The 25,046-nt window shown below is 40.9% G+C and carries 19 protein-coding genes; 9 read left to right on the forward strand and 10 right to left on the reverse strand.

Annotation, left to right across the window (positions count from 1 at the left end):
* Positions 1 to 411 precede the first annotated feature (411 nt).
* From Bovatus_RS09160 to Bovatus_RS09170, 3 genes are all read right to left on the reverse strand, one after another.
* Positions 412 to 3,570, reverse strand: a complete 3,159-nt coding sequence (locus Bovatus_RS09160) for a ligand-binding sensor domain-containing protein (protein ID WP_004301051.1) — start codon at positions 3,568 to 3,570, stop codon at positions 412 to 414.
* Between the two features lie 136 nt (positions 3,571 to 3,706).
* Positions 3,707 to 4,732, reverse strand: a complete 1,026-nt coding sequence (locus Bovatus_RS09165) for a threonine aldolase family protein (RefSeq protein WP_052588011.1) — start codon at positions 4,730 to 4,732, stop codon at positions 3,707 to 3,709.
* A gap of 171 nt (positions 4,733 to 4,903) precedes the next feature.
* Positions 4,904 to 5,122 carry a winged helix-turn-helix domain-containing protein gene (locus tag Bovatus_RS09170; RefSeq protein WP_004301053.1) on the reverse strand — a complete coding sequence of 73 codons (219 nt, stop codon included), beginning with the start codon at positions 5,120 to 5,122 and terminating at the stop codon, positions 4,904 to 4,906.
* 236 nt (positions 5,123 to 5,358) lie between these two features.
* Here Bovatus_RS09170 and Bovatus_RS09175 point away from each other — a divergent pair, with 236 nt between their 5' ends.
* The 4 genes from Bovatus_RS09175 (at position 5,359) to Bovatus_RS09190 (ending at position 9,613) form a co-directional block, all read left to right on the forward strand.
* Positions 5,359 to 7,098, forward strand: coding sequence for a thiamine pyrophosphate-dependent enzyme (locus Bovatus_RS09175; RefSeq protein ID WP_032843878.1), 1,740 nt, complete (start codon positions 5,359 to 5,361; stop codon positions 7,096 to 7,098).
* Positions 7,099 to 7,253: 155 nt separating this feature from the next.
* Positions 7,254 to 8,171, forward strand: a complete 918-nt coding sequence (locus Bovatus_RS09180) for a DUF2157 domain-containing protein (protein ID WP_052588009.1) — start codon at positions 7,254 to 7,256, stop codon at positions 8,169 to 8,171.
* Positions 8,155 to 9,129, forward strand: coding sequence for a DUF4401 domain-containing protein (locus Bovatus_RS09185; RefSeq protein WP_004301056.1), 975 nt, complete (start codon positions 8,155 to 8,157; stop codon positions 9,127 to 9,129). The genes Bovatus_RS09180 and Bovatus_RS09185 overlap by 17 nt, the downstream gene beginning before the upstream one ends.
* Complete coding sequence (locus tag Bovatus_RS09190) at positions 9,116 to 9,613, forward strand: GDYXXLXY domain-containing protein (RefSeq protein WP_004301057.1); 498 nt, start codon at positions 9,116 to 9,118, stop codon at positions 9,611 to 9,613. Before Bovatus_RS09185 ends, Bovatus_RS09190 begins: the two co-directional genes overlap by 14 nt.
* 365 nt (positions 9,614 to 9,978) lie before the next feature.
* Here Bovatus_RS09190 and Bovatus_RS09195 read toward each other — a convergent pair whose 3' ends face one another.
* The 4 genes from Bovatus_RS09195 to Bovatus_RS09210 all read right to left on the reverse strand — a co-directional run bounded on the left by Bovatus_RS09195 (position 9,979) and on the right by Bovatus_RS09210 (position 16,332).
* Positions 9,979 to 12,873 carry a coiled-coil domain-containing protein gene (locus Bovatus_RS09195; protein ID WP_004301059.1) on the reverse strand — a complete coding sequence of 965 codons (2,895 nt, stop codon included), beginning with the start codon at positions 12,871 to 12,873 and terminating at the stop codon, positions 9,979 to 9,981.
* A 376-nt stretch (positions 12,874 to 13,249) separates the two neighbouring features.
* Positions 13,250 to 14,188 (reverse strand): tyrosine-type recombinase/integrase, encoded by a 939-nt coding sequence (locus tag Bovatus_RS09200; protein WP_004307167.1) that lies wholly within the window; start codon positions 14,186 to 14,188, stop codon positions 13,250 to 13,252.
* Between the two features lie 190 nt (positions 14,189 to 14,378).
* Entirely contained in the window at positions 14,379 to 16,016 is a 1,638-nt protein-coding gene (groL, locus tag Bovatus_RS09205) for a chaperonin GroEL (RefSeq protein WP_004301061.1), read from the reverse strand.
* A gap of 43 nt (positions 16,017 to 16,059) precedes the next feature.
* On the reverse strand, positions 16,060 to 16,332 hold the full coding sequence (locus tag Bovatus_RS09210; RefSeq protein ID WP_004301062.1) for a co-chaperone GroES: 273 nt from the start codon (positions 16,330 to 16,332) through the stop codon (positions 16,060 to 16,062).
* Positions 16,333 to 16,576: 244 nt separating this feature from the next.
* On the opposite strand from Bovatus_RS09210, the gene Bovatus_RS09215 reads away from it, so the two are divergent.
* The gene (locus Bovatus_RS09215; RefSeq protein ID WP_004307170.1) at positions 16,577 to 17,623 is read left to right on the forward strand and encodes a L,D-transpeptidase; all 1,047 of its coding nucleotides are present in this window, start codon (positions 16,577 to 16,579) and stop codon (positions 17,621 to 17,623) included.
* A 388-nt stretch (positions 17,624 to 18,011) separates the two neighbouring features.
* On the opposite strand, the gene Bovatus_RS09220 is transcribed toward Bovatus_RS09215, so the two are convergent.
* The 3 genes from Bovatus_RS09220 to Bovatus_RS25480 all read right to left on the reverse strand — a co-directional run bounded on the left by Bovatus_RS09220 (position 18,012) and on the right by Bovatus_RS25480 (position 19,590).
* Positions 18,012 to 18,740, reverse strand: coding sequence for a DUF5039 family protein (locus tag Bovatus_RS09220; protein WP_004301066.1), 729 nt, complete (start codon positions 18,738 to 18,740; stop codon positions 18,012 to 18,014).
* Positions 18,741 to 18,799: 59 nt separating this feature from the next.
* The gene (locus Bovatus_RS09225) at positions 18,800 to 19,348 is read right to left on the reverse strand and encodes an NUDIX hydrolase (RefSeq protein WP_004301068.1); all 549 of its coding nucleotides are present in this window, start codon (positions 19,346 to 19,348) and stop codon (positions 18,800 to 18,802) included.
* A gap of 68 nt (positions 19,349 to 19,416) precedes the next feature.
* A complete protein-coding gene (locus tag Bovatus_RS25480; protein ID WP_004301069.1) occupies positions 19,417 to 19,590 on the reverse strand; it encodes a hypothetical protein in 174 nt (57 codons plus the stop codon).
* Positions 19,591 to 19,735: 145 nt separating this feature from the next.
* Here Bovatus_RS25480 and Bovatus_RS09230 point away from each other — a divergent pair, with 145 nt between their 5' ends.
* The 4 genes from Bovatus_RS09230 to hydF all read left to right on the forward strand — a co-directional run bounded on the left by Bovatus_RS09230 (position 19,736) and on the right by hydF (position 24,923).
* A complete protein-coding gene (locus Bovatus_RS09230; protein WP_004301073.1) occupies positions 19,736 to 21,205 on the forward strand; it encodes a 4Fe-4S dicluster domain-containing protein in 1,470 nt (489 codons plus the stop codon).
* Complete coding sequence (gene hydE, locus Bovatus_RS09235) at positions 21,186 to 22,238, forward strand: [FeFe] hydrogenase H-cluster radical SAM maturase HydE (RefSeq protein ID WP_004301074.1); 1,053 nt, start codon at positions 21,186 to 21,188, stop codon at positions 22,236 to 22,238. The genes Bovatus_RS09230 and hydE overlap by 20 nt, the downstream gene beginning before the upstream one ends.
* Positions 22,235 to 23,656 (forward strand): [FeFe] hydrogenase H-cluster radical SAM maturase HydG, encoded by a 1,422-nt coding sequence (gene hydG, locus Bovatus_RS09240; RefSeq protein WP_004301076.1) that lies wholly within the window; start codon positions 22,235 to 22,237, stop codon positions 23,654 to 23,656. The genes hydE and hydG overlap by 4 nt, the downstream gene beginning before the upstream one ends.
* Positions 23,657 to 23,732: 76 nt before the next feature.
* Positions 23,733 to 24,923, forward strand: a complete 1,191-nt coding sequence (gene hydF, locus Bovatus_RS09245; RefSeq protein WP_004301079.1) for a [FeFe] hydrogenase H-cluster maturation GTPase HydF — start codon at positions 23,733 to 23,735, stop codon at positions 24,921 to 24,923.
* Positions 24,924 to 25,046: the final 123 nt, after the last annotated feature.

The raw sequence follows: 25,046 nt of genomic DNA on the forward strand, positions 1-25,046 counted from the left end.
ATTTAAGAAGTGTCAACTTATTCAGTACACTACAAAACGACAGTTCCCCGCCTGGAAACGGGAAGTTAATGTATACAATAAACTTTTGCACTCATGGAGAATTAGCTTATGTAAGGTTTATACTGTGTTGCAGATACTTTATCTGCAACTTATCTGCCGCAGGTATCTGCAACGCTCCAACTATTTATCAACTAGTGCATTACACGCTTTTCGTTGCAGGTGGCAGATGTTTTCATGTTTTTTCAACTTTATGGTAGGAGGATTACGCATCAAAATTATGCTCACAACCATAAGTCATAAAACAAATTCACCTCTGTGCCCTCCGTGTCCTCTGTGGTGAAAAGAATCAAATCTGTGCAGAAACAAAGTAGTCAAAGTTAGCAATAGGAGACAAATTAGCGCAGTTCACTACTAATCGTTGTCAGATTTCGGAGCATTGTTACTAAGGGACGAGGTATCATCTGACTTTTTATCTCCTCCCAGCCGACTATACAATAAGCCTATAATTTTGTCTTCTCGCATTACAGGTTCTTGCTTATACAATTCTTCAATACATTTACGTGCACAATTTTTAAATTTTTGTATATTGTTGATTTTTTGTTTACCCTGCAGCCCCAAAGATGCACAAATAGTACTAGCCTTTATATCTGGTATAAAGTATAATACAGCAGCATAAAAGCGGATATCACTTCTCTTTTTTTGCATAAAGGACAATTTTCTTAGTTGAGAATATGCATTGACAAAGTCATCGCATCCTTTTTTGACCATCCTGGAGGATTGCCTTCCATCAACTTTCTCCTTCAAGGATTTTATTTTCTCTTCATGCCCAACAGCTGCATACTGTTCGTAAAAAGTTTGGCTATAGGGAGCTATGCAATCCGCCAAACCATTTTCTAATTTTAATAGCTTCTCTTTGAGTTTATCTATTTGTGTTGTCGTTTGATATTCGATATCTGTTCTTATCTTGTCTTTATCTTCAATAATCTTTTTCAATGATTTTTCAAGCTCATTTGTTCTTATTTTAGGCAGGCTCATTATATTTTTTATACGTTGCTCTACTTCTGCAAGACCCTTCTCGATGTCGGCTGTTGTCATTCCGTCCATACGATTGCGACAAGAAACCATATTGTCCGCCAGATCTCTTTCCAATATCAACAGTTTCTGTTTGAGTGAGTTAATATGCTTTATCGTTTTATATTCGGCATCAACACTTATCCTTTTTTGATATTCGATGATTTCTTCCAATAAATTCTCCTGTTCCTCTTTCTCTATTTTAGGCAGATTCTTCATTATTTCTATTCGTTGAGCTACTTCTTCCAAACTCATTTCGATATATTCATTTAAGGTCAAAGCCTTTTTGAAAAATTCGGTTCTCAACTCATTTACATTCTCTTTCATTTCCCTGACAAAAATACCGGATATATATTCCCCTTGCTTTCGCAGGAGCAGTTTGCCTATAAGATCATCAAATTTCATCAAAAGTGCTTCTCTGTCTTCTTTCTTCACTAAAAGAGATACTTGCGACTTTAACGCATTAACTTCATCCATATATTCAATCAGCTTATTGCTTCTGTATTGCTGTTTCTTTTTCTTTATATAAAAACAATATATTACTGCTCCGCCAATAAGCAACAAAAGCCCCATGATAAAAATATATAAGGTAGTATAGTCTTTTTCTTCTTGTATCGTAATAGGAGATAACGCAGACTGGTCAAACAAGAACAGTCCTAACCGACTGCCCAAAACACAACTTTCCCCTTTGACTGCGATACAGGCCTTACTGAAAGCTATGTCACTGAACAAAGGAAAGGGGCTAACTCGTTTTTCAATCAAGCTATGTGTCAGGCCTTGATAATGGATGCCATGATAATACAGAATAAAGATTCCGTCGCTGGAATTATCCTCATGTACTCTGTAAATCGCCTTAATATCCGCTTTATCAAGAAAGCTCAAAGTCTTGATGTCATCGTTATAAATAATGCCTTCCGATGTATTCAACAGCAAATCCTCTTTACCAGTTATTGCCAACCCGTATGTGCTACCATATTTTTCAGAATGCCAAATTTTCTCAAATTTTCCCTGTTTTCCTGTCTTCTGAAATAACCCTTTATTCAATGTAGCCACATATATGCCGTCATCCCTGCCTGAAATATCAACTACATACAAATCGGTGGTATCCATATCGGCTATGGATTCAATGGTGTATTCAGATGGTACTTTTCTTCCACTGCCACAAGCAATGCTCCCCAGATATCGCCTCGTCCCTATATACAGTTTCTGCTCATCAGGGGAGAAATACAATGCACTGAAATCATTATCATTGTCCATTTTATTAAAATCCACAATGCACTCGGCAGTATTCCCTTTTATCTTATAAAGATTCTTTTTCGTTGCTAAAAAGAAAACGTTACTACCTGTATGTATAAATTTCACTATTTCATCGTGCACATTCAATCCCTTTAGTTGTCCCATGGGTTCGGAATTATACTTGTCTTTTGAGGTATTATCGAAACGATATTTATGCAATTTAAAATCGCTGGTGATAAAATAGATCCTATCGTCACCGCCGGTTCTGTCGCTCACTGCGATGACACTACTTGCCAATCCCTGTGTATTTTGTCTCAATGGAAATGCCAACAACAATTCCCTGTAAGCAATATAATAGAAATCATTATCCATTAAACCAACCTGTTTGCTACTTGGAGTTATGCCGGAAGGAAGTTTATGTTTATATGTTATTCCTTTTTTCTTTAAAAATACATTCCGTCCGGAAAGAAGCCATTCTTCATTGTCCGGTGTTTTACTGTAAGAGTAGAACTCTCCTGAAGCGATGGTCTTATATACAGAGTCGTTTGTTTGGTAAGGATTGTCTATCTTGACGATAGAATTTTGAGTTAATGCATATATCGTATCATTATCCAGTATTACATTATTGACTCTGACGCCTTTTATAGGATTAAAAAATCGAGAAGGGGATTTGCTGATAAAAAGCCCCGGATCTCCGGCCACATACAAGGTGCTATCCCTAAATAAAACTTTATGAATACCATCCTGTTTTTTATCTCCTAATTCCACACGTTCGAGCATTACCAAACCGGGGTTGTTTTTCAGATCCATCTTGAATAATCCGTTACTGGTTCCGAAATAAAGAATCCGGTTGATACTATCCTCGGCAATACTATACACAGAATAATTCAAATCTTTACTTTCGATATTGAAGTCTTCCGATTTAACACACGAATCATTTTTGAGTGTTATCAATTTTAAGCCACCGTCTCTTGTCCCTATAAACAACGAGTCCTTATTATGTTCCCAAATATCGTATATGATTCGTTTGTCTCCTCCTGAATAAACGTGCCGTTTATCTCCTTCCATCTTCACTATAGAACCATTTTCCAAACCGACATATAATCTGCCGGAGTTACCCACCGATTTAGAAATGGCATGGACAGGTGCTTCAAATGTATTGATAGTGCATGCCAGTTCTATTTCTACAACATCATTTGTGACTTTACCACATGCTGACAACAAAATGATGCCCCCTGCTATAACGATGAAAATGTTTTTCATATCTATCAAGATAAAAGGTTCTTTGGCAAAAATACACAATAATCTTTATATTCATAGAGTTAGCTATAAAAACGTATGAACTAATTTTGTGTAATTAGATAATCCAAATACCATCCAAGACAGTCTACCGGAAATGTTAAGAGATGATCAATGACCTTAGAACTCTTATAAACTCGTCTACATCTTCTTCTGTCGTATCAAAAGAAGTTACCAGACGGATTTCATTCCTCTCTTCGTTCCAGAAATAAAAGAAATAAGACTCCAGCATGCGGTCGATAACCGGGCGGGGCATGGTGAGGAATAACTGGTTACTTTCGGCTTTTTGAGTGAAAGTTACTTCGGGCAGTTTCTTCAATTCAGCATAAAGTTTGGTAGTCATTGCATTGGCATGGTTGGCATTCTTCAGCCAGAGGTTATCTGTGAGGTATGCTGTAAACTGGCAAGAGAGGTAACGCATCTTCGAAGCGAGCTGGGCGGATTGCTTACGAATGAAACGGGCTTCCGGTTGCAGGTCTTTATTAAATACAATCACGCACTCTCCCATCATCAGTCCGTTCTTCGTTCCGCCAAAACTAAGAATATCGACTCCGCAGTCTACTGTCAGTTCTTTAAGGGAAAGATTCAGGGCGGCACAGGCATTGGCTATTCTGGCTCCATCCATGTGTACATACATACCATTCAGATGGGCAAAGTCAGTCAGACGTTTTAACTCTTCGGGAGTATAGATGGTGCCAAGTTCGGTACATTGGGAAATATAGAGAGCTCTGGGTTGCGAATGGTGCTGATCGCCGAAACCATGCAGATAGGGTTGCATCAATTCCGGGGTAAGCTTACCGTCGGGAGTAGCAATCGGACGAATCTGACAACCTGTCATTTTCACAGGAGAGCCGCATTCATCTACATAGATATGAGCCGTTTCCGCACAAAAGATAGAATGATACGGACGGGTCATCAGCTGCAATGCTACCACGTTGCTACCTGTTCCGTTAAATACAAACAAGGGGACACAGTTGGGCGTAAAGGTTTCCTTTATTTTCGCTACGGCTTCTTCTGTCCATTTATCATTGCCATATCCTAAAGAATGGTCTATATTAGCCCGGTTCAATGCTTCCATTACCAACGGATGCACACCGGAATTATTGTCGGAGGCAAAACTTCTCATTGTTTCTTGCATTTTAATTCGTGATGCAAAGTAACAGAATTATTTCCGGAAATCCATTGAAAGGAAGATACATAAAGCAGAAAAAGGATAAAAAACGAGAATCTCCGAAGTGCTGACTATGCTGTCATTCCTCCGGAGATTCTTCTGTTCTCGTTAAAGCGTCAAACTCTTTCAGCCAATATAAACATTCACACAGAGATATACATAAAGCTCTTCATCGCACTGATCGAACTCTATTTTGCTCTCTCTTGACAACCACCCCAAAGCGGCACCCAGCTCTTTATCTTTCAGCCCGGATTTTCTCTTCAAAAGTCCATAGCTCCACTTCTCATTATTGCTAAGCAGTTGCCAAACCTTACCGGCATTCACACCGATTTCATTTCTGTTCATTTTTCTAGAGTAATTAAGAGGTTTAATACATTAGGTTAAGATTTCGCCTATAAAGATAACAAAAGGATATTGCAATTGTTTATACATCTTTACTAAAAAGTTGTTACAGAATTAATTTTAACATAAAAGCGGTGATGTGTCCCGACACAAAGGCGTTATTAGCATATGTTAAATTAGAACTTTTCTTTGCAGCCATCTGTTATTACATAAAAATCAATCCTAAACCAATTACAGCTATGGCAAAAAAAATAGCAGAACAGTTGATAGATACTCTGGTAAAATCCGGAGTTGAACGCATCTACGCCGTAACAGGCGACAGTCTGAATGAAGTAAACGAAGCAGTCAGAAAAAACGATCAAATAAAATGGATACATGTGCGCCACGAAGAAACAGGGGCGTATGCCGCTGCGGCAGAAGCACAACTGACCGGTCGCCCGGGATGCTGCGCGGGAAGTAGCGGGCCGGGACATGTTCATCTGATTAACGGCTTGTATGACGCACACCGATCCGGCGCACCGGTAATCGCCATCGCCTCTACAATTCCTACCGGAGAGTTCGGTACGGAATATTTTCAGGAGACGAATACCATCAAACTTTTTAACGATTGCAGTTATTATAATGAAGTAGCCACTACTCCCACACAATTTCCACGTATGCTCCAGTCGGCCATACAAACGGCTGTCACCCGCAAAGGGGTGTCCGTTATCGGGCTTCCGGGTGACTTGGCAAAGGCTTCTGCCGTTGCTGTCGACTCGTCGGTTATCAACTATCCTGCCCCACCGGAAGTTTGTCCGTCGGAAGAAGATCTGGCTCAATTAGCTGACATGTTAAACAAACATACGCGTATCACTCTTTTCTGCGGCATCGGTTGCCGGGGAGCTCACGAGGAAGTGATTGCTCTTTCCGAGAAGCTGAACGCTCCGGTGGTATATACTTTCAAAGGAAAGATGGAGGTGCAATATGAAAATCCGTATGAAGTGGGTATGACCGGATTGCTGGGAATGCCGTCGGGCTATTACAGTATGCATGAAGCCGAAGTGCTTCTCATGCTCGGCACAGACTTTCCTTATTCCGCTTTCCTGCCGGATGACATCAAGATAGCACAGATTGATATAAAGCCCGAACGTCTGGGACGTCGTGCAAAGGTGGATATCGGACTTTGCGGTGATGTTAAACTGAGCATCCAAAGTCTATTGCGTATGCTGAATCCGAAGACAGATGATTCGTTCCTGTTGAAACAACTCAAAAGATATGAAGGCGTAAAGAAGGATCTGGCTGCTTACACGGAAGATAAAGGCGATGTAAATAAGATTCATCCCGAATATGTGATGTCCGAAATAGACAAACTAAGTTCGGACGATGCTGTGTTCACAGTAGATACGGGAATGACTTGTGTGTGGGGAGCACGTTATCTGCAAGCGACAGGCAAACGCCACATGCTGGGTTCTTTCAATCATGGTTCTATGGCAAATGCTTTGCCGCAAGCCATCGGTGCCGCACTAGCTTATCCGGATCGCCAGGTAGTGGCGCTTTGCGGAGATGGTGGCTTGTCTATGACTTTAGGAGACTTGGAAACCGTTGTACAATATAAGTTACCAATTAAAATTATCGTATTCAACAACCGTTCATTGGGAATGGTGAAGTTGGAAATGGAAGTGGACGGATTGCCGGACTGGCAGACAAATATGTTGAATCCAGACTTTGCTCAAGTGGCGGAAGCAATGGGAATGACCGGATTTAATGTCAGTGATCCGGAAGAAGTGTTGACTACCTTACTGAATGCATTTGAGTTGGACGGTCCGGTACTTGTTAATATCATGACTGATCCGAACGCACTGGCCATGCCTCCCAAAATTGAATTCGGTCAAATGGTGGGCTTTGCACAATCAATGTATAAGTTGTTAATCAACGGTCGTTCACAAGAAGTAATTGATACAATCAATTCTAACTTTAAGCATATACGGGAGGTATTTTAAGTTATTCTATTTTGAATATTTTCATAACCTCTCTCAAGGTATGACCTACTATTATTGTCAATTTCAATAAGGTAAGTCATACCTTTTTATAGTCTATCTTGAGGTGATAATCATTTTATTTTCTTATGTTTGTAATCATCAAAAAGCAAAAACACATGGAAAAGACCGACTCTTCGCCTTTATCCCGACAAGCGCTGTACGCAGATAAAAAACAATGGAATCAATTCCTTTCTATTTTTTTATTGGCAGTGGGCGTTGGTTTTACAGTGGCAGGAATTATCTTCTTCTTTGCCTACAACTGGGAGGAATTACCCAAATTTGCAAAGTTAGGAATAGTAGAAGTGTTATTAGTAGCTTCTGTCCTGCTCGCTACATTCACGCATTGGAATAAGCTCGTCAAACAAATTCTCCTGACCGGAGCTACATTCCTGATAGGCACGCTTTTCGCTGTCTTCGGACAAATCTACCAAACGGGAGCCGATGCTTACGATCTTTTCCTGGGATGGACTCTCTTCACTATTCTCTGGGCGGTTGCTATCCGTTTCGCTCCGTTATGGCTGACGTTCATCGGATTACTTTGTACTACGATATGGTTGTACAATATACAGATTGCCAGTGCCAACTCCTGGGAAATGACTTTGCTGGCCAATGCAGTAACCTGGATATGTGCCTTAACAACGATCATCACGGAATGGATGAGTGTAAAAGGTCATTTGGACAGAAACAATCGCTGGTTTGTCAGTCTTCTTTCACTGGCTACTATTATACATACCAGTTTTCTGTTAATGATGGCAATCTGCGAAGAAAATGCCATATTGTCTGTTCCTCTCATAAGCACCCTCCTTTTATTCTCTGCGGGACTTTGGTATGGATGGAAAGTAAAAAGCCTGTTCTATCTGGCTATCATTCCGTTTGCTGCATTAATGATTCTATTGACTACATTCATATCACAAAGCGGTCTTAGGGATGTTCAGATATTCTTCTACGGAGGGGTTATTGTCATCACCGGAACAACTTTACTCATTTACATCATTCTTCATCTAAAAAAGCAATGGTATGGCACAGAAGCATAACCTCACCATTCAAGCCGTATCTATTATCGGAGGAATCCTGACGGCTATTTTCTTTCTGGGATTTCTGGCACTTGCCAGAATCCTCCGCTCCGATATTTCTTGCCTGATTGTAGGAAGTATATTAATTCTCACTACCCTAACAATCAGCCGCATGGTGATTCGGTCTTTTCTGGATGCAATGAACATCACTTTATACATAGCCGGGTGTGTATTGATTGGTTTTGGTATAAATGCCAGCATTAATATCCTCTTCACTACACTTATGGGAATCAGTATTCTCACATTCTTGTTATCAAGAGGGTTTATCCTCCCCTTTCTTTCAGTCATTCTGTTTAATATATCTTTCTTCGGAGAAGCCGCCCATGTCTTTTCTTCGTTTTATCCCTTGCAAATAGCTGTAGTTCCTATCCTTGCACTATTTTTATTTGCCAACATCTTTGAAACTAAGTTGTTTGAATGTATAGGAACAGAGAATTACTTTTCCAAATACAAACCATTTCATTTCGGATTATTCATATCCGGTATCGTCTCACTGGGAGGATTATCAATCAATTATCTGATATCAGAAACAAATAGCTGGCTTGTATCCTGCATACTGTCTGTTTGTATATGGATCGGTATTCTTATAATGGTTCAACGAATCATGCAGGTCATGAAAGTGGATCATCCGGTGAACCAGATTGGTATCTATATTCTTTGTATTGTTATCTGTCTGCCTACCGTGTTTGCTCCTTATTTATCCGGCAGTTTGTTGCTGATTCTAATATGTTTCCATTATGGCTACAAAGCGGAGTGTGCTGCCTCGCTTCTTCTTTTTATCTATGCCGTTTCCAAATACTATTATGATCTGAATTTAAGCCTGCTCACCAAATCCATGACACTTTTCTTCATCGGAATTGCATGTATTACAGCCTGGTATTTCTTCACTCAAAAAAGAACAAGACATGAAAAAGTATAGCCGAATATTGATTATTGCAAACCTGATACTGCTACTGGGATATTTCAACTGGTCGGTTTATAAAAAAGAGCAAACTTTGAAAGACGGACAGTTGATTTTGTTACAGCTAGCTCCCGTCGATCCCCGCTCTCTTATGCAAGGAGACTATATGAGGCTTAGCTACAAAGAAGCTTCATCAGATCTGCTAGACCAACAAACTGCCATACGCGGTTATGCCATACTTCAAATTGACAGTAATCAAGTAGGAAAAATAGTGCGGCTGCAAAACGCTTTAGAGCCTGTAAACGACAATGAGCTAGTCATCAAATATAAAATAGTACGTCACCGGATCTTCCTCGGTGCCGAGTCTTTCTTCTTTGAAGAGGAACAAGATACTCTTTATCAAAAAGCCGTATATGGCGGGCTGAAAGTGGATGGTAAAGGCCAAAGCCTGCTCGTAGGACTGTATGACGAGAACTTCCATTATATTCAATCCGATAAATAAATAATAATGAAAAAGCCCGTACTTTCGCAAGCCCGGGCTTTCTATATTCTCAAAACATCTCCTTAATCTATAGGGAAATAAGGGACTAGCAAATTGGTTTCTAGTGCAAATAAGGAGATGTTATGAAATAAAAAAAAGGGATACCTGTGGGAAATAAGGGAGGTATCCCTTTCTATAAGAAGAACAGAATTGGAAGGATTGACTTTCACAAGCCAAATCCTTCACTCTGTTTCTTCTCGGCGTATTCTTCACACAAGGTGAAGAAGGGTTTTATTATTCTGAATTTGGAGTAGTTTCAACTGTAATACAATCCTTTGCTTATATAAAGCATTAAGAGGTTTGAAGCAACTCTCCAATTTTTCTTCTTATTCTGCCGGAATAGTTACTGTAATTGTATTCTTTCCTTCATAATTCTTAATTGTACCCCACTTAGATGTAGCTTTTACTTCTACAGTATAAGTTACAGCTTCGTAGAAATGGTGAGATTTACCTTCTGCTGTAAAGGTCACCTTTCCTGTAGCATCATCAAGAGACAGATAAGTTGACGCAGCTGCTTCTTTGAATTCAAAAACAGGAGCTGCCAGACCATAGATATCAAGAGGATTAGTAACTGAATTTGCAAATCCATTGCTTTCTGTTCCTGCTACCACAGCACCATCCTTCCACATAGTCTTACCTGCCAAATCATTCCAAGCAAAACCTGTTGAAACATTATATTCTACAGACTTATCAGATAAAGAAAGAGTCGTTGCAGTCGGAGCAACCCAAGTTCCACTAATATCTTTCACTTCAACAATACCTTCAATCGTATCCTCAACTTTACCATTATAGCTAGCTTTAATAGTAAACTTAACTACAGCAGGTACAGTCTTACCACCAACAGTCATCTTACCAGTATAGAGATCTTTATCAAACGTAAACTTAGCCTCGTTTTCATCATAGCTAACGCCAGCAATGCTATTTTCCGTAATGTTAGTAGTAATTACGAAAGTACCACCTTTAGCCAAAACAGCAGCTTTAACAGCATCAAAGTTGGAGAATATAGTAGCAAGCTTAAATTCGGAAGTAATAGCAGTAGCCGCTGTCTCAGAATCTTTTGTCGGAGTAAAGCCTGTACGAGTTTGATCTGAAGACCACATTTCCGACACTCTAGCCAATTTAGCCAAAGTGATAGGCTTAATCTTAACTGGAACATTTACAACAAGCGTATAGCCATCTCCTTCGAACTTAGCTGTTGCGGTATAATCACCAGCAGCTGTATTTTTAGGAATGATTAAAGTCAAGGCATTATTTGCACCATTTTCTAAGCGTATACCTGCTGTAGGAAGAAGTTCAACCAAACTCAAACTTTCATAAGCTGATGGGCGGATATTCACAGCCGGATCGTTATAAATGTCAGCAACATTTAGAACTACTCTCTCCTCTGCAGCAACTGCTGTTTCATTAGTCCAGTCACGTTCTACCAAAGCATACGCATGTGTAAGTTCATCAATAGTACGTGTTACTTTTACAGTTCCTAACTTTTTAGGATTATCAGAACTAGTTTCCAAATAGAAACCTGGAGCCGTTACTTTAGCCATAACATTAGCAGTTTTATCCAAAGAAGCAATCAGACCGGATGTTTTTAGACTAACGCTACCTGCAGTAGAAACTTCAAATAGATTTGCATCTGTTCCAGTCAAGCTATAAGTCGTCGCAAAGATATTCTCTACATTCAGTTCTTCTAATGTTTTTGTAAATGCTGTGCTTCCACTTGCAGTTGTTGTATATGAAACCGTCAAAGTTCCAACTCCTGAATAATCAACCGGTTGGGGAGCATCATAGATAATCTCGCCTGCTTTCTCTGTTGCTACCTCATAATAAGCAGTCTTCAGATAATAACTAGACTGTATCACTGCGATATAATCAGAATTAACATTTGTCGGAGTCAATCCTTCTTTACCTTCCGCATCTTTTGTACTTACAATATTCAAAGATATCGCATGGCTCTTTTCGCTTGAAGTTGTTAATGATACTGTAAGAACACCAGCTTCACAGTTCTTCACTTCTACGGCAAACGGTTCAGCAGCACGAGTCCAGTTACGTTCTTCAGCATTTAACTTGATTTCGTAGTTTTTATTGAAATCCTCCAATGTCATAGCAGCAGAAGCCGGAGAAATACGGAATTGCAATTCTTTTGCATCTGCACTCTTCGCTGCAACAACATAAGAAGATGAGGTTGAAGTTTTCTTAGCATACAAAGTATAGAAATCTACGCTACGATCTATGCTTGTAGGAATATATACTACACTCTGAATCATACCTTTAATAGCAACACCCAGTTTTGCAAGGTCATCTTCTAACGTATCTATACGGCTATTTACAGTCGTCAGTTCTGCTGAAACAATCGCCTTGACTTTTTCACTGAATTCTGCGCTTGCATAAAGACCGGAAAGAGTCGTTTTAAGAGATTTCACCTCTGCAATAACGGCTTCTACACTCTCGAAACCATTTTCTACCGCTTTATCTTCCAATGCTGTTTGATAGTCTTCCAGCGCAGTCAGTTTAGCAAGGATACCAGTTTTATCAGCATTAATAGCAGCATACAATTCTTTAATAACATCTGCTACAGTTGCATCCTCTCCGGCAAGAGCAGCAACTTCCTTCATACTGCCAAAGTCTGCAAGAACCTTTGTTTGAATAGCATCATTTATTGCAGCGGCAATCTCCCCATCTTCTCCCAAAGCTGTGGCAATTTCATCACTGATAAGTCCTGACAGTTTTGCAGATTCAACGTAGTTCTTCAGCTCTTCTTTTGTAGCGAAATTGACTTTTAAACCATCCAATTCCTCTTTAAGGGCTTCCAGCTTTACAATTCTTGCTGTCAAACCATCAATATCAGACTTTTGAAGTTTCTTCAGTGCTTCTAAATCATTCTTAGCTGTTGCCAAGTCTTTTGTCAGCTGGTCGACCGTTGCCTTATCAGCAGTCTTTGACAATTTGTCCTCCAAATCAGTAATTTTCAGACCCAAATCTTTAATTTGAGAATCCTTATTCTCCAATTTTGTCTTTAAATCAGCCAACTGACTTTCCAAAGCACTTTTAGCCACATTAATGGCAGTTTGCATGTCTCCCACGCTTACAGGATTGTTTGACTTGATCTGGTCAATTTGTTCCTGTACACTTTTTATGTCATCATCATAGTCCTTACAACCTACATAGGTGACAGTAGAAAGCGCCAACGCCCCGAAGAACATCACTTTTACAAATTTTCTTTTCATAACTACTTAAAAATTACATTAATAATATATTATTAAACACTAAGTTTCAATAATAGCACAACCCGTTACTTTGTAGGTAACAGAGAAACCTTTGTGCCTGCTCTTCTGGAGTAGTCGATACTGAAAAATGATACCAAATGTGATGAAATTTTTTTACCCCTGCTTCTGAAAGGCAGTAGAGGGGAAGGAAATCTTTTGCAAAATTTAGAAGTTAACAAAGCCCTAATACAAAGAATCCGCGTGTTTTATTTGTCCTAGTTCTACTTTTGAATGCTTTATTAGAAAAAATGTGTGATTTCGTTTGGTTGTTTTAAGAAATATGCTCATATTTGCACCGATATTCATTCCCGTTACCTACAAAGTAACAGAATAATTTTCAAGCGCTTACACCTACAACAGAGCGTTTCACGAAGTCAAGAACTTGTTTATTTGCTTCATCAATTTTCTTACTTCGGAAAGGTTTCAGATAGGTTTCAGTGACGGTGATAGACGAATGTCCCATCGCTTCGGAGATAATGCCCGGATGGATTTCACAATAATAAGCTGTCGTAGCCCAGGTATGGCGGGCGGTGTACGAGCTCAACTTATCGGATAATCCCAATAATTCACCTAGCAACATCAACTGTTGGTTAAAGCTGCGCAATGCCAACTGATATTCGCGATACGCCTCTTTGGTTCCTTCACGGCTTTTCAACAATGGAAACAAATAAGGAGAAGAAGGATCACGATTCATATACTTCTTCACCAGGATCATCGCTTCGGGAGTCAATGTCACTGACAATGGCCGTCCTGTCTTACGTCTGCGATACGTTATTACGTTATCACGCAAATCACTCTTACGCAAATAAGCGAGATCCACAAATGGCATACCACGAAGCGAAAACATCAGAATAAATAACTCTTGCGCCTGATATACCGCTAATGGCACACCGGACGTACGAGACAATTTTGCAAATACCTTTTTCATATCTTCATCGCCCAATGCACGTTTATGGTCGGCACGAGTACCGGTATAAACAGAACGGAACAGATGAGGTACATAAGAAGCTTTCCGAAGATCAACGGCACGATTGTAAACCGCACGAAACGTGCGCAAATAAGTGGAAACGGTGTTCCAACTGCAACCACGACTGCGAAGATATACTTCAAATCCCTTTAACCACTCCGGACTCACTTCATCAAAGGTGAAGTCCACTTTCCCACTATAAGCAATGATGGCATTCAGACTGCTACGATAAACGTGTGCAGTACCGAAGTTTCCCTCCACCTGTAGCCCGTTAGCTACCTGCTTCATAAATGTTAATACTTTCAACATCTCACTTTTATTAATAAATTTGATTCTAAATATACGAAGTATTCTCATTACTAAGAATACGTTGACCAAACAAAATATAAAGCAAGGATGTTTTGAAAAGATCAATTTGCAGAATAGATTGATAATAAAAAGAACGAGGGTACCCTTTTCGGACACCCTCGTTTTCATATTCATTCAGCGAAAGCCGGAATTACATCATTCCGCCCATGCCTCCCATTCCGGGAGCGCCCATCGGCATTTCTGGCTTATCTTCCTTCTTTTCTACAATTACACATTCAGTAGTCAGGAACATACCAGCGATAGAAGCTGCATTTTCCAAAGCTACACGAGCAACCTTAGCAGGATCTACTACACCGGCAGCGTGCAAGTTTTCGTAAACGTCCGTGCGGGCATTGTAACCGAAATCACCTTTTCCTTCACGTACTTTCTGAACAACTACTGCACCTTCTTTACCAGCGTTAGCAACAATCTCGCGAAGCGGTTCTTCGATGGCACGTTTGATGATACCAATACCAGTTGTTTCATCAGCATTATCACCCTTCATTCCTTCCAAAGAATCAATAGCACGGATATAAGCTACACCACCACCCGGGATGATACCTTCTTCGATAGCAGCACGAGTTGCACGCAAAGCATCGTCCACACGGTCTTTCTTTTCTTTCATTTCTACTTCAGAAGCAGCACCTACATAGAGAACAGCTACACCACCTGACAATTTAGCCAGACGTTCCTGCAATTTCTCACGGTCATAGTCAGACTTAGTTGCTACAATTTGTGCTTTGATCTGTTCGCAACGTTCCTTGATGCTGTCTTTGTTACCTGCACCGTTTACAACAGTTGTATAGTCTTTAGTAACTGTAACTTTGTCAGCAGTACCCAACATTTCGATGGTAGCCTGTTCCAGTTTCAAACCTTTTTCTTCGCTGATAACAACACCACCTGTCAGGATAGCGATATCTTCCAGCATTTCTTTACGACGGTCACCGAAGCCCGGAGCTTTCACAGCACAGATCTTCAATTGAGAACGCAGACGGTTTACTACCAATGTAGTCAATGCTTCGCTATCTACATCTTCTGCAATTACCAACAAAGGACGACCAGTCTGTACAGCAGGTTCGAGGATAGGCAAGAAATCTTTCAGGTTAGAAATCTTCTTGTCATAGATCAGGATGTAAGGTTTCTCCATCTCACATTCCATCTTTTCCGTATTTGTCACGAAGTAAGCAGACAAATAACCACGGTCGAACTGCATACCTTCTACTACACCGATAGTAGTGTCTGTTCCTTTTGCTTCTTCGATAGTAATCACACCGTCTTTAGAAACTTTACGCATAGCGTCAGCAATCAATTTACCGATTACCGGATCGTTGTTTGCAGATACAGTGGCAACCTGTTCAATCTTGTCATAGTTGTCACCTACAGTTTCAGCCTGATCCTTGATTGATTCTACCACTTTGGCAACGGCCTTGTCGATACCACGTTTGATATCCATCGGGCTAGCACCGGCAGTTACGTTCTTCAAACCTTCAGCTACGATAGCTTGTGCAAGAACGGTTGCAGTAGTTGTACCGTCACCGGCATCGTCACCTGTCTTAGAAGCAACTTCTTTTACCAACTGTGCACCAGTGTTCTGGTAAGCATCTGCCAATTCGATTTCTTTTGCTACTGTCACACCGTCTTTTGTGATGTGCGGAGCACCGAATTTCTTCTCAATGATAACGTTACGTCCTTTCGGGCCCAGAGTTACTTTTACTGCATTTGCCAAAGCATCGACACCTTTTTTCAATTGGTCACGGGCATCGATATTGAATAATATTTCTTTTGCCATCTCTTTATTTACTATTTAAAGATTTACTATTTACTATTATTAATTAACCCAAAACAGCGAGAACATCGCTCTGACGCATAATCAGATATTTAGTACCTTCAACGTCAAGTTCTGTTCCGGCATATTTACCATAAAGAACTGTATCGCCTACTTTCAATACCATTTCTTCGTCTTTCGTACCGTGACCTATTGCCACAACTTCACCCTTCAAAGGTTTTTCTTTTGCTGTATCAGGGATAATGATACCACCAATTGTTTTTTCTTCTGCAGGTGCAGGGAGGATAAGCACTCTGTCTGCTAATGGTTTAATGTTCATAGTTACTTGTTATATTTTAGTTATACATTTAATAGTAGATGTTACCCGCCATTTTTCAGGCGGAACGCTAAAGTTATTGCGAAAAGCGTGCCAAAGTAAATAAATGATTCTTTGTCAGAAATAGACTGACAAAATGACTGACAACTTGCATTGTATGGCAAAAAAGTATATTTGTCACCTACTTTTTAAACAAAACAAAAGGATTATTCCTTATAATGACGTATATTCGTAAACGAACCATCAAATGCACTGTATAAATAATATGAATGGAATAGCATCCGGCCTCATCATCGCCTCTTGCGTCTTCTACTCCTGCACTTCGCGTACAGGAGAGATTTCTCCTGTACACGAACAACAAACAGACTCGCTGTCACAGGATACAATAGTTCAACCCGAGGTTAAACCTGTTAATAAAAAACTCACGGCAGAGCAGATAGAAATCTCCAAAGATTTATTGTATGACCAATACACATTGGAAGATACCTATCCTTATAAAGACACTACCCGGCAGTTTCAGTGGGATAAAATCAAAGAACGGCTGGCATTACTCGAAAATATACAGTTGCAGCCTTCCACCTGGGCCATTCTCCAGAATTACAAAAACAGAAATGGAGAAGCACCACTTGTGAGAAGTTTCAAAAGAAACGCTTACGGACGGGTGGCAGATACTCTTGGCATAGAACGTTACCAATCCGTTCCGCTTTATCTATTGACTGACACATTAGTACCCGAACGTTACGGACAGGATGGGGAATTAACCCGTTTTATCGAAGATGGAGAGAAATTCATAAAAGCAGAGCCTATGTTTACCGGAGATGAGTGGATGATTCCTAAAAAATATGTCAAAGTAATCGGAGATACGATTGTTTTTAACAAAGCTGTTTTCGTAGACCGCCACAATCAGAATATCGCTTCTCTTGAACGTAGCGGAAAAGGGCAATGGGTGGTTCGCAGTATGAATCCTTCCACTACGGGACGTCATCTGCCCCCGTATGCACAGGAAACTCCTTTAGGAATGTTTGTTTTACAGGAAAAGAAAGTAAAAATGGTATTTCTAAAAGACGGCTCGAAAGAAACGGGAGGTTATGCTCCTTATGCGAGTCGTTTCACGGACGGGGCCTATATTCACGGAGTACCGGTCAATGCTCCCCGCAAGACGCAGATAGAATATAGTCCGTCGTTGGGAACTACTCCACGCTCACACATGTGCGTGCGGAATGCAACTTCCCATGCCAAGTTTATCTATGACTGGGCCCCCGTAAATGAAACTATTATTTTTGTATTGGAATAACCGTTGAACAAATCAGCATCGCCATTCCCTGATTCTTATTATCTATCTTATGGAATATGGTTAGAAAACTTATTCTCTATAAGGAGGAAACTTACTTTCTTCCTTGGGAAAAGTTGCTTTTCCCTTATCTCAAACTATAACCGCAAGTTCCGGTTATAAAACTGCAACTTCCAGTTATGTAATCAAAAGTTTCAGTTATATAATCAGAACTTGTGGTTATAGTTTATCTTATACTCTAAACAAGTTTTCTCCCTATGCAAAAGAAGTTGGCATAGGATGAAAAAAAACTTACCTATATGTACTTGAGAGAGAAAACAAAGAGGTCCGAACTCTTCAGTCCAGACCTCCAATTATAAAAAGGGATTTCTTTATCCCAGATGATCTCTTATCAATCAAATATCTTCTCTCTTTTATTTTCTCCGGTTTCACTCAACCCATACTTTGCCCTCGTTATATTCTGAATTATCTCTCTCTGTACACTTTCCAATGCACTTATTTCTTTTTGTAATAACTCCAAGGCAGAACCTTTCTGCAATAAATAAGACCGTTCAGTATATTTTATATAAGAAGTCGGAATCTCCTGCTTCTTTTCTTTATAATAGGCAATCGCATATCGCAAAGCTTCCGATCTATATTTGCAGACAGCCTTTCGTTCGGCATAGTACAAATCTTTATAAGCATTCTCTTCACTTCTCAACTTTTTCCAGAATGCAGAAAAGGCTGTTGATACAGCATCTTTCTCTTCCTTGGTTACCGCTTCTTTTTGCTTCTTCACCAGATCTTTATATTCTTTGTATGTATTTAAAAACTTATCCAGTTCCTCTTTATTGGCTTTATGTTCCAGACGATAAGTCTCCAAAGAAGCAGGACGCTCATATTCGACAACCTGTTGCAGATAAGGCAAATCATTCCAACTTATATATTTATTGTTTGCTTCACAATAATCTGCGTAAGCAGCTGCAAGCTGCCAACTATATTCTTTTGTCTTTTGACTCAATTCCTCGTTGATGGCGGACAAGTTCTTTTCCATCTCTTTCAAGTCCTGTGCTAATACCGCTTGCATACTTCCCCATCCGGAGAGAAACAAACAAAGCATACTCCATAAAACTGTTTTCATAATAAGATGATTTAAATTTTCTCCAAAGTTATTGTTTCTCTACAGAATTCCAAACACAATTACAGATTTGCGATATATTTCCATAATGGAGCAGCATTCAGCGCTTGCATAATTTCGTTCTTATCGAGCAGACTTCTCACCTCTTCCAATGTGAGCAGATGGACGGTGATATCTTCAGTAGCTTCCAGATGCTGATGGTCTATCAGTTCCACGTCTGTGGCAAGAAAGCAGTAAGTCAGATTGGTATGAGTGCTCGGATTAGCGGAAATCACCATATACTCTTGCCAGTTTCCTTTTCCGTAGCCCGTTTCTTCCCACAATTCACGCTGGGCGGACACCAACGGCGAAGCATCTTCCTTCTCGCAGACACCGGCACAGAGTTCATAACAAGTTCGTTCGATTCCCGGACGGTACTGGCGGACAAAAACGAATTGACCATCTTTGGTAATGGCAATGGTATTTACCCAGTCGGGATACTCAAGGATATAATACTCGGGGATATGGTTCCCATTGGGAAGTAACATATCTTCGCAACGCACAGTCAGCCACGGACGGCGAAATAAATATTTGCTACTTACCGTTTTCCAGGCTTTATTCTTCTCTTCCATAAGATTTGTTTTTCTCCCGGCAAAAATACGAATTCCTCCGGATTATCCTACCTTTCGGTTGCTTGTTTTTATTCGTCTGTGTCGATACAAGTGATCTCTATCTCATGTATCTGCTCCAAGTATTTTTTGGTAGAGCTTACCAAAGAACTTCCCATGTAGAATAAAAACATCAGGCTGATAATAACCATCAATGCACCAATCATGGCAAAACGACTGCGCTGTTCAAAAATACTGCTATTCATAACTCTGCCTCCTCTTATTTTTTGTCCACTACAAAGATAACACGCGAGGGCTACAAAAAAGTTACAAGAATGTTTCAAAAAACTTAAATATTGAAATTCTGTTCGTATCTTTGCACCAACTAACTAACAACCTCTTTATTACAATATGGCATTTACGAATAATATTATGATTGTCCGGCATAAACTGCTGGCAGACCTTGTTAGACTCTGGAAAAACGACGAATTAGTGGAAAAGATAGACCGGCTTCCGATTGAGTTGAGTCCACGAAAATCGAAACCCCTAGGACGGTGTTGCGTACATAAAGAACGCGCAGTGTGGAGATACAAGACTTTTCCCCTGATGGGACTGGATATGACAGACGAACACGACGAAGTTACCCCACTTTCCGAATATGCACGATTGGCATTGAGTCGTCCCGAACCAGACAAGGAAAATATCATGTGCGTCATCGACGAGGCCTGTTCTTCCTGTGTACAGATCAATTATGAAATAACCAACCTTTGTCGCGGATGCGTGGCACGTAGTTGTTACATGAACTGCCCTAAAGATGCGATACGTTTCAAGAAAAACGGTCAGGCAATGATTGACCATGACACATGTGTCAGTTGCGGTATTTGTCACAAGAGTTGTCCTTATCACGCTATTGTATACATTCCCGTACCTTGTGAAGAGTCTTGTCCGGTAAAAGCTATCAGCAAAGATGAACACGGCATAGAGCACATTGATGAAAGCAAGTGTATCTACTGTGGAAAATGCATGAATGCTTGTCCGTTCGGGGCTATCTTCGAAATCTCGCAAACATTCGATGTATTGCAGCGCATCCGTAAAGGGGAAAAGATGGTCGCCATCATCGCCCCGTCTATTTTGGGACAGTTTAAAACTTCTATCGGACAAGTGTACGGTGCTTTCAAGGAAATTGGATTTACCGATGTGATCGAAGTGGCCGAAGGTGCCATGTCAACCACTAGCAATGAAGCCCACGAATTGTTGGAGAAGCTGGAAGAGGGACAGAAGTTTATGACTACTTCCTGTTGTCCTTCTTATATCGAATTGGTAGAGAAACATATTCCGGATATGAAACCTTATGTTTCTACCACCGGATCACCAATGTACTACGCTGCACGGATTGCCAAAGAGAAGCATCCGGATGCTAAGATTGTATTTGTCGGTCCTTGTGTGGCAAAACGAAAAGAAGTACGCCGCGATGAAGCCGTGGATTATATCCTGACGTTCGAAGAAATCGGTTCGATTCTCGACGGGTTGGGTATTCAGCTGGAACAAATGCAGGAGTTCTCCGTATTGCATACTTCCGTTCGCGAAGCACACGGATTTGCACAGGCAGGTGGTGTGATGGGAGCTGTCAAAGCTTATTTGAAAGAAGAAGCGGAGAAAATTAATGCGATACAAGTGTCGGACATCAATAAAAAGAATATCGCTCTGCTGCGTGCCTGCGCCAAAACAGGAAAGGCTGCCGGACAATTTATTGAAGTGATGGCATGCGAAGGAGGATGTATCACCGGACCGAGTACGCATAACGACATTGTTTCGGGACGTCGCCAACTGGCACAAGAGCTGCTCAAACGGAAAGAGAGCTATGAAACAATGGATCGATAAACTACGACAGGAAAGAACACTGACACCGGAAGAGTTCCGGCAACTGTTGACCGGATGTGACGCAGAAATTCTGCGTTACATCAATAAACAGGCGCAGGAAGTCGCACTCCTCCACTTCGGAAATAAGATTTATATCCGCGGACTGATTGAAATCAGTAACTGCTGCCGGAACAACTGTTATTACTGTGGTATCCGAAAAGGGAATCCGAATATCGAACGTTACCGGTTAAGCCGAGAGAGTATACTGAACTGTTGCAAACAGGGCTATGAACTGGGATTCCGCACCTTTGTATTACAAGGAGGAGAAGATCCTGCACTAACAAACGATCAGATAGAAATGACTGTTGCCCGTATCAGACAGGAGTATCCGGATTGTGCTATTACGCTGTCACTCGGTGAAAAATCACGTGAGGCATACGAACGTTTCTTCCGTGCCGGAGCCAACCGTTATCTGTTACGTCACGAAACTTATAATGAGTTGCATTACCGGCAACTGCATCCAGCGGAAATGTCCGACAAACGACGCCTGCAATGTTTAGCGGATTTGAAAGAGATCGGTTATCAGACAGGAACCGGAATTATGGTCGGCAGTCCGGGACAAACAGTAGAGCATATCATTGAGGATCTATTGTTTATAGAAAAGCTACGCCCGGAAATGATTGGCATCGGGCCTTTCCTGCCCCATCATGATACACCTTTTGCCGAATATCCCAGCGGAACGGCGGAACAGACGATTCTTCTATTATCCATTTTCCGCCTGATGCATCCGTCCGCATTGATTCCGGCAACAACAGCCCTTGCCACTCTCATTCCTGATGGCAGGGAACGGGGTATTTTAGCAGGTGCGAATGTGGTTATGCCTAACTTGTCTCCTCGAGAGGAACGGAGAAAATATGAATTATATAATGACAAAGCTTCACTCGGAGCGGAATCTGCCGAAGGGCTGGCTGCCTTACAAAAGCAATTGAAAACCATCGGCTACGAGATTTCTACCGAAAGAGGCGACTTTAAGTACACTACAGAGAATATATGATATACCAAAAAGATTCATCAAAAGCAGAAGAGTTTATCCATCATGAGGAGATTCTGGATACGCTGGAATATGCGCAGAACAATAAGGATAACCGTGTCCTGATTGAACAACTGATTGAAAAGGCTGCTCTGTGCAAGGGACTAACGCACCGGGAAGCGGCTATTCTGCTGGAATGTAACCAACCTGACCTGATAGAACGTATCTTTCATCTCGCCAAAGAAATCAAACAGAAGTTTTATGGCAACCGTATCGTCATGTTCGCACCACTTTATTTGTCGAACTATTGCGTAAATGGTTGCCTATATTGTCCGTATCATGCTAAAAATAAAACGATTGCACGCAAGAAACTGACGCAGGAGGAAATTCGCCGGGAAGTAATTGCTTTGCAGGACATGGGACATAAGCGGCTCGCTCTTGAAGCAGGGGAGCATCCGTCACTAAATCCGATAGAATATATTCTGGAATCTATTCAGACGATTTACAGTATCAAACATAAAAACGGAGCTATCCGCCGCGTAAACGTAAATATCGCAGCTACTACAGTAGAAAATTATCGTCGATTAAAAGAGGCAGGTATCGGTACGTATATCTTATTCCAGGAGACTTATCACAAGGACAACTACGAAGCACTTCATCCCACCGGTCCGAAAAGCAATTATGCCTATCACACCGAAGCGATGGACCGTGCCATGGAAGGGGGAATCGATGATGTAGGTATTGGTGTGCTTTTCGGTTTGAATACTTATCGGTATGATTTTATCGGATTGTTAATGCATGCCGAACATCTGGAAGCCAAATTCGGTGTAGGTCCCCATACAATCAGTGTGCCGCGTATCTGTTCGGCGGATGACATTAATGCCGGAGATTTTCCGAATTCAATTTCCGATGAGATATTCAGTAAGATTGTAGCTGTTATCCGAATTGCCGTTCCTTATACTGGAATGATTATTTCCACACGTGAATCACAAGAATCGCGCAAGAAGGTACTCGAATTGGGTATCTCACAAATCAGCGGCGGCTCACGTACCAGTGTAGGCGGATATGCTGAAACGGAATTACCCGATCATAATTCCGCGCAATTTGACGTAAGCGATACCCGGACATTAGACGAAGTGGTCAACTGGTTGCTCGAACTCGGATATATCCCCAGCTTCTGTACTGCCTGTTACCGGGAAGGACGGACAGGCGACCGTTTCATGTCATTAGTGAAATCCGGTCAGATAGCCAACTGTTGCGGCCCCAATGCCCTGATGACTCTGAAAGAGTATCTGGAAGATTATGCTTCCGAAGATACCCGTCAGAAAGGATTGAAATTGATTCTAAAAGAAACAGACCGAATCCCCAACCCCAAAATCAGGGAAATAGCTATCCGAAACCTCAAAGCCATAGCCGCAGGGCAAAGAGATTTTAGATTTTAAATCATACGCCAATGTGCTAATATGTCGATGTGCCAATTGGCTGTACATGAATTAACAGATTGATAAATTAGTAATTATGAGCTTAACAGATACTCCAAATGCAAGCAGACTTCATATAGCCCTTTTCGGTAGACGGAACAGTGGTAAATCTTCTCTTATCAATGCATTGACAGGACAGGATACCGCCCTCGTTTCAGATACTCCGGGAACGACTACCGACCTTGTATCCAAAGCTATGGAAATTCAAGGTATTGGTCCGTGTTTGTTTATAGATACTCCGGGGTTCGATGATGAGGGAGAACTTGGAGAGCTGCGTATCAGCCGGACTTTAAAGGCTATTGAGAAAACAGATATTGCATTGCTGCTATGTGGAGATACTACCTTTTCTCATGAAAAAGAGATGCTGACACTATTGAAAGAGAAGAATATCCCTGTCATTCCGGTATTGAATAAAATAGATATACGAGAGAACAGTGATAGCTTAGCCACATACATTGAGGAAGAATATAAAATACGCCCATTACTTATCAGCGCCAAAGAAAAGACAGGAATTGAACAGATCCGGCAAGCCATTCTCGAAAAGCTGCCCTCGGACTTCGGTCAACAGAGTATCACCGGGGAACTTGTGACAGAAAACGACCTTGTACTTCTGGTTATGCCGCAGGATATTCAAGCTCCAAAAGGCAGACTGATTTTACCACAAGTGCAGACTATCCGTGAATTGTTGGACAAGAAATGTCTCGTAGTGACTTGTACTACTGACAAGTTTCCGGCAACCCTGCAAGCTCTTGCCCGTCTTCCAAAATTAATCATCACCGATTCACAGGTCTTCAAAACGATTTATGAACAGAAGCCAGAGGAAAGTGAACTAACCTCTTTCTCTGTGCTTTTCGCAGGATATAAGGGGGATATTCACTATTATGTAGAAAGTGCAACTGCGATTGAAAGGCTGACGGAATCGTCACGTGTACTAATAGCGGAAGCTTGTACACACGCTCCCCTTTCAGAAGATATAGGAAGAGTGAAACTCCCCCGTTTGTTACGGAAACGAATTGGAGAGAATCTGCAAATTGATATGGTAGCCGGAACTGACTTTCCACAGGATCTGACTCCTTACTCTTTGGTAATCCATTGCGGAGCATGTATGTTCAATCGTAAATACGTACTTAGCCGCATCGAACGTGCTCGGGAGCAACACATTCCTATGACGAATTATGGAGTAGCGATTGCTTTCCTCAATGGAATACTAGATCAAATAAAATATTAAAATGAGACTATAATCTTCTAGTGTCATATCGTAGACCAATGATTAAGATACTCAGGATCTTGTCATTTATTTCTTTAGAAATAAGTAAACTATTACAAAATCCGAGAAGATATTCTCTGCTCA

This window comes from Bacteroides ovatus (assembly GCF_001314995.1).
GTDB lineage: Bacteria > Bacteroidota > Bacteroidia > Bacteroidales > Bacteroidaceae > Bacteroides > Bacteroides ovatus.

Excerpts from the sequence above, each read along its gene's own strand:
- Bovatus_RS09200 (WP_004307167.1), bottom strand. The coding sequence starts at position 14,188 with ATGTTGAAAGTATTAACATTTATGAAGCAGGTAGCTAACGGGCTACAG.
- Bovatus_RS09175 (WP_032843878.1), top strand. The coding sequence starts at position 5,359 with ATGGCAAAAAAAATAGCAGAACAGTTGATAGATACTCTGGTAAAATCC.
- Bovatus_RS09185 (WP_004301056.1), top strand. The coding sequence starts at position 8,155 with ATGGCACAGAAGCATAACCTCACCATTCAAGCCGTATCTATTATCGGA.
- Bovatus_RS09225 (WP_004301068.1), bottom strand. The coding sequence starts at position 19,348 with ATGGAAGAGAAGAATAAAGCCTGGAAAACGGTAAGTAGCAAATATTTA.
- Bovatus_RS09210 (WP_004301062.1), bottom strand. The coding sequence starts at position 16,332 with ATGAACATTAAACCATTAGCAGACAGAGTGCTTATCCTCCCTGCACCT.
- Bovatus_RS09215 (WP_004307170.1), top strand. The coding sequence starts at position 16,577 with ATGCACTGTATAAATAATATGAATGGAATAGCATCCGGCCTCATCATC.
- Bovatus_RS09180 (WP_052588009.1), top strand. The coding sequence starts at position 7,254 with ATGGAAAAGACCGACTCTTCGCCTTTATCCCGACAAGCGCTGTACGCA.
- Bovatus_RS25480 (WP_004301069.1), bottom strand. The coding sequence starts at position 19,590 with ATGAATAGCAGTATTTTTGAACAGCGCAGTCGTTTTGCCATGATTGGT.
- Bovatus_RS09190 (WP_004301057.1), top strand. The coding sequence starts at position 9,116 with ATGAAAAAGTATAGCCGAATATTGATTATTGCAAACCTGATACTGCTA.
- groL (WP_004301061.1), bottom strand. The coding sequence starts at position 16,016 with ATGGCAAAAGAAATATTATTCAATATCGATGCCCGTGACCAATTGAAA.
- Bovatus_RS09195 (WP_004301059.1), bottom strand. The coding sequence starts at position 12,873 with ATGAAAAGAAAATTTGTAAAAGTGATGTTCTTCGGGGCGTTGGCGCTT.
- hydE (WP_004301074.1), top strand. The coding sequence starts at position 21,186 with ATGAAACAATGGATCGATAAACTACGACAGGAAAGAACACTGACACCG.
- hydF (WP_004301079.1), top strand. The coding sequence starts at position 23,733 with ATGAGCTTAACAGATACTCCAAATGCAAGCAGACTTCATATAGCCCTT.
- Bovatus_RS09230 (WP_004301073.1), top strand. The coding sequence starts at position 19,736 with ATGGCATTTACGAATAATATTATGATTGTCCGGCATAAACTGCTGGCA.
- Bovatus_RS09165 (WP_052588011.1), bottom strand. The coding sequence starts at position 4,732 with ATGAGAAGTTTTGCCTCCGACAATAATTCCGGTGTGCATCCGTTGGTA.
- Bovatus_RS09160 (WP_004301051.1), bottom strand. The coding sequence starts at position 3,570 with ATGAAAAACATTTTCATCGTTATAGCAGGGGGCATCATTTTGTTGTCA.
- hydG (WP_004301076.1), top strand. The coding sequence starts at position 22,235 with ATGATATACCAAAAAGATTCATCAAAAGCAGAAGAGTTTATCCATCAT.
- Bovatus_RS09170 (WP_004301053.1), bottom strand. The coding sequence starts at position 5,122 with ATGAACAGAAATGAAATCGGTGTGAATGCCGGTAAGGTTTGGCAACTG.
- Bovatus_RS09220 (WP_004301066.1), bottom strand. The coding sequence starts at position 18,740 with ATGAAAACAGTTTTATGGAGTATGCTTTGTTTGTTTCTCTCCGGATGG.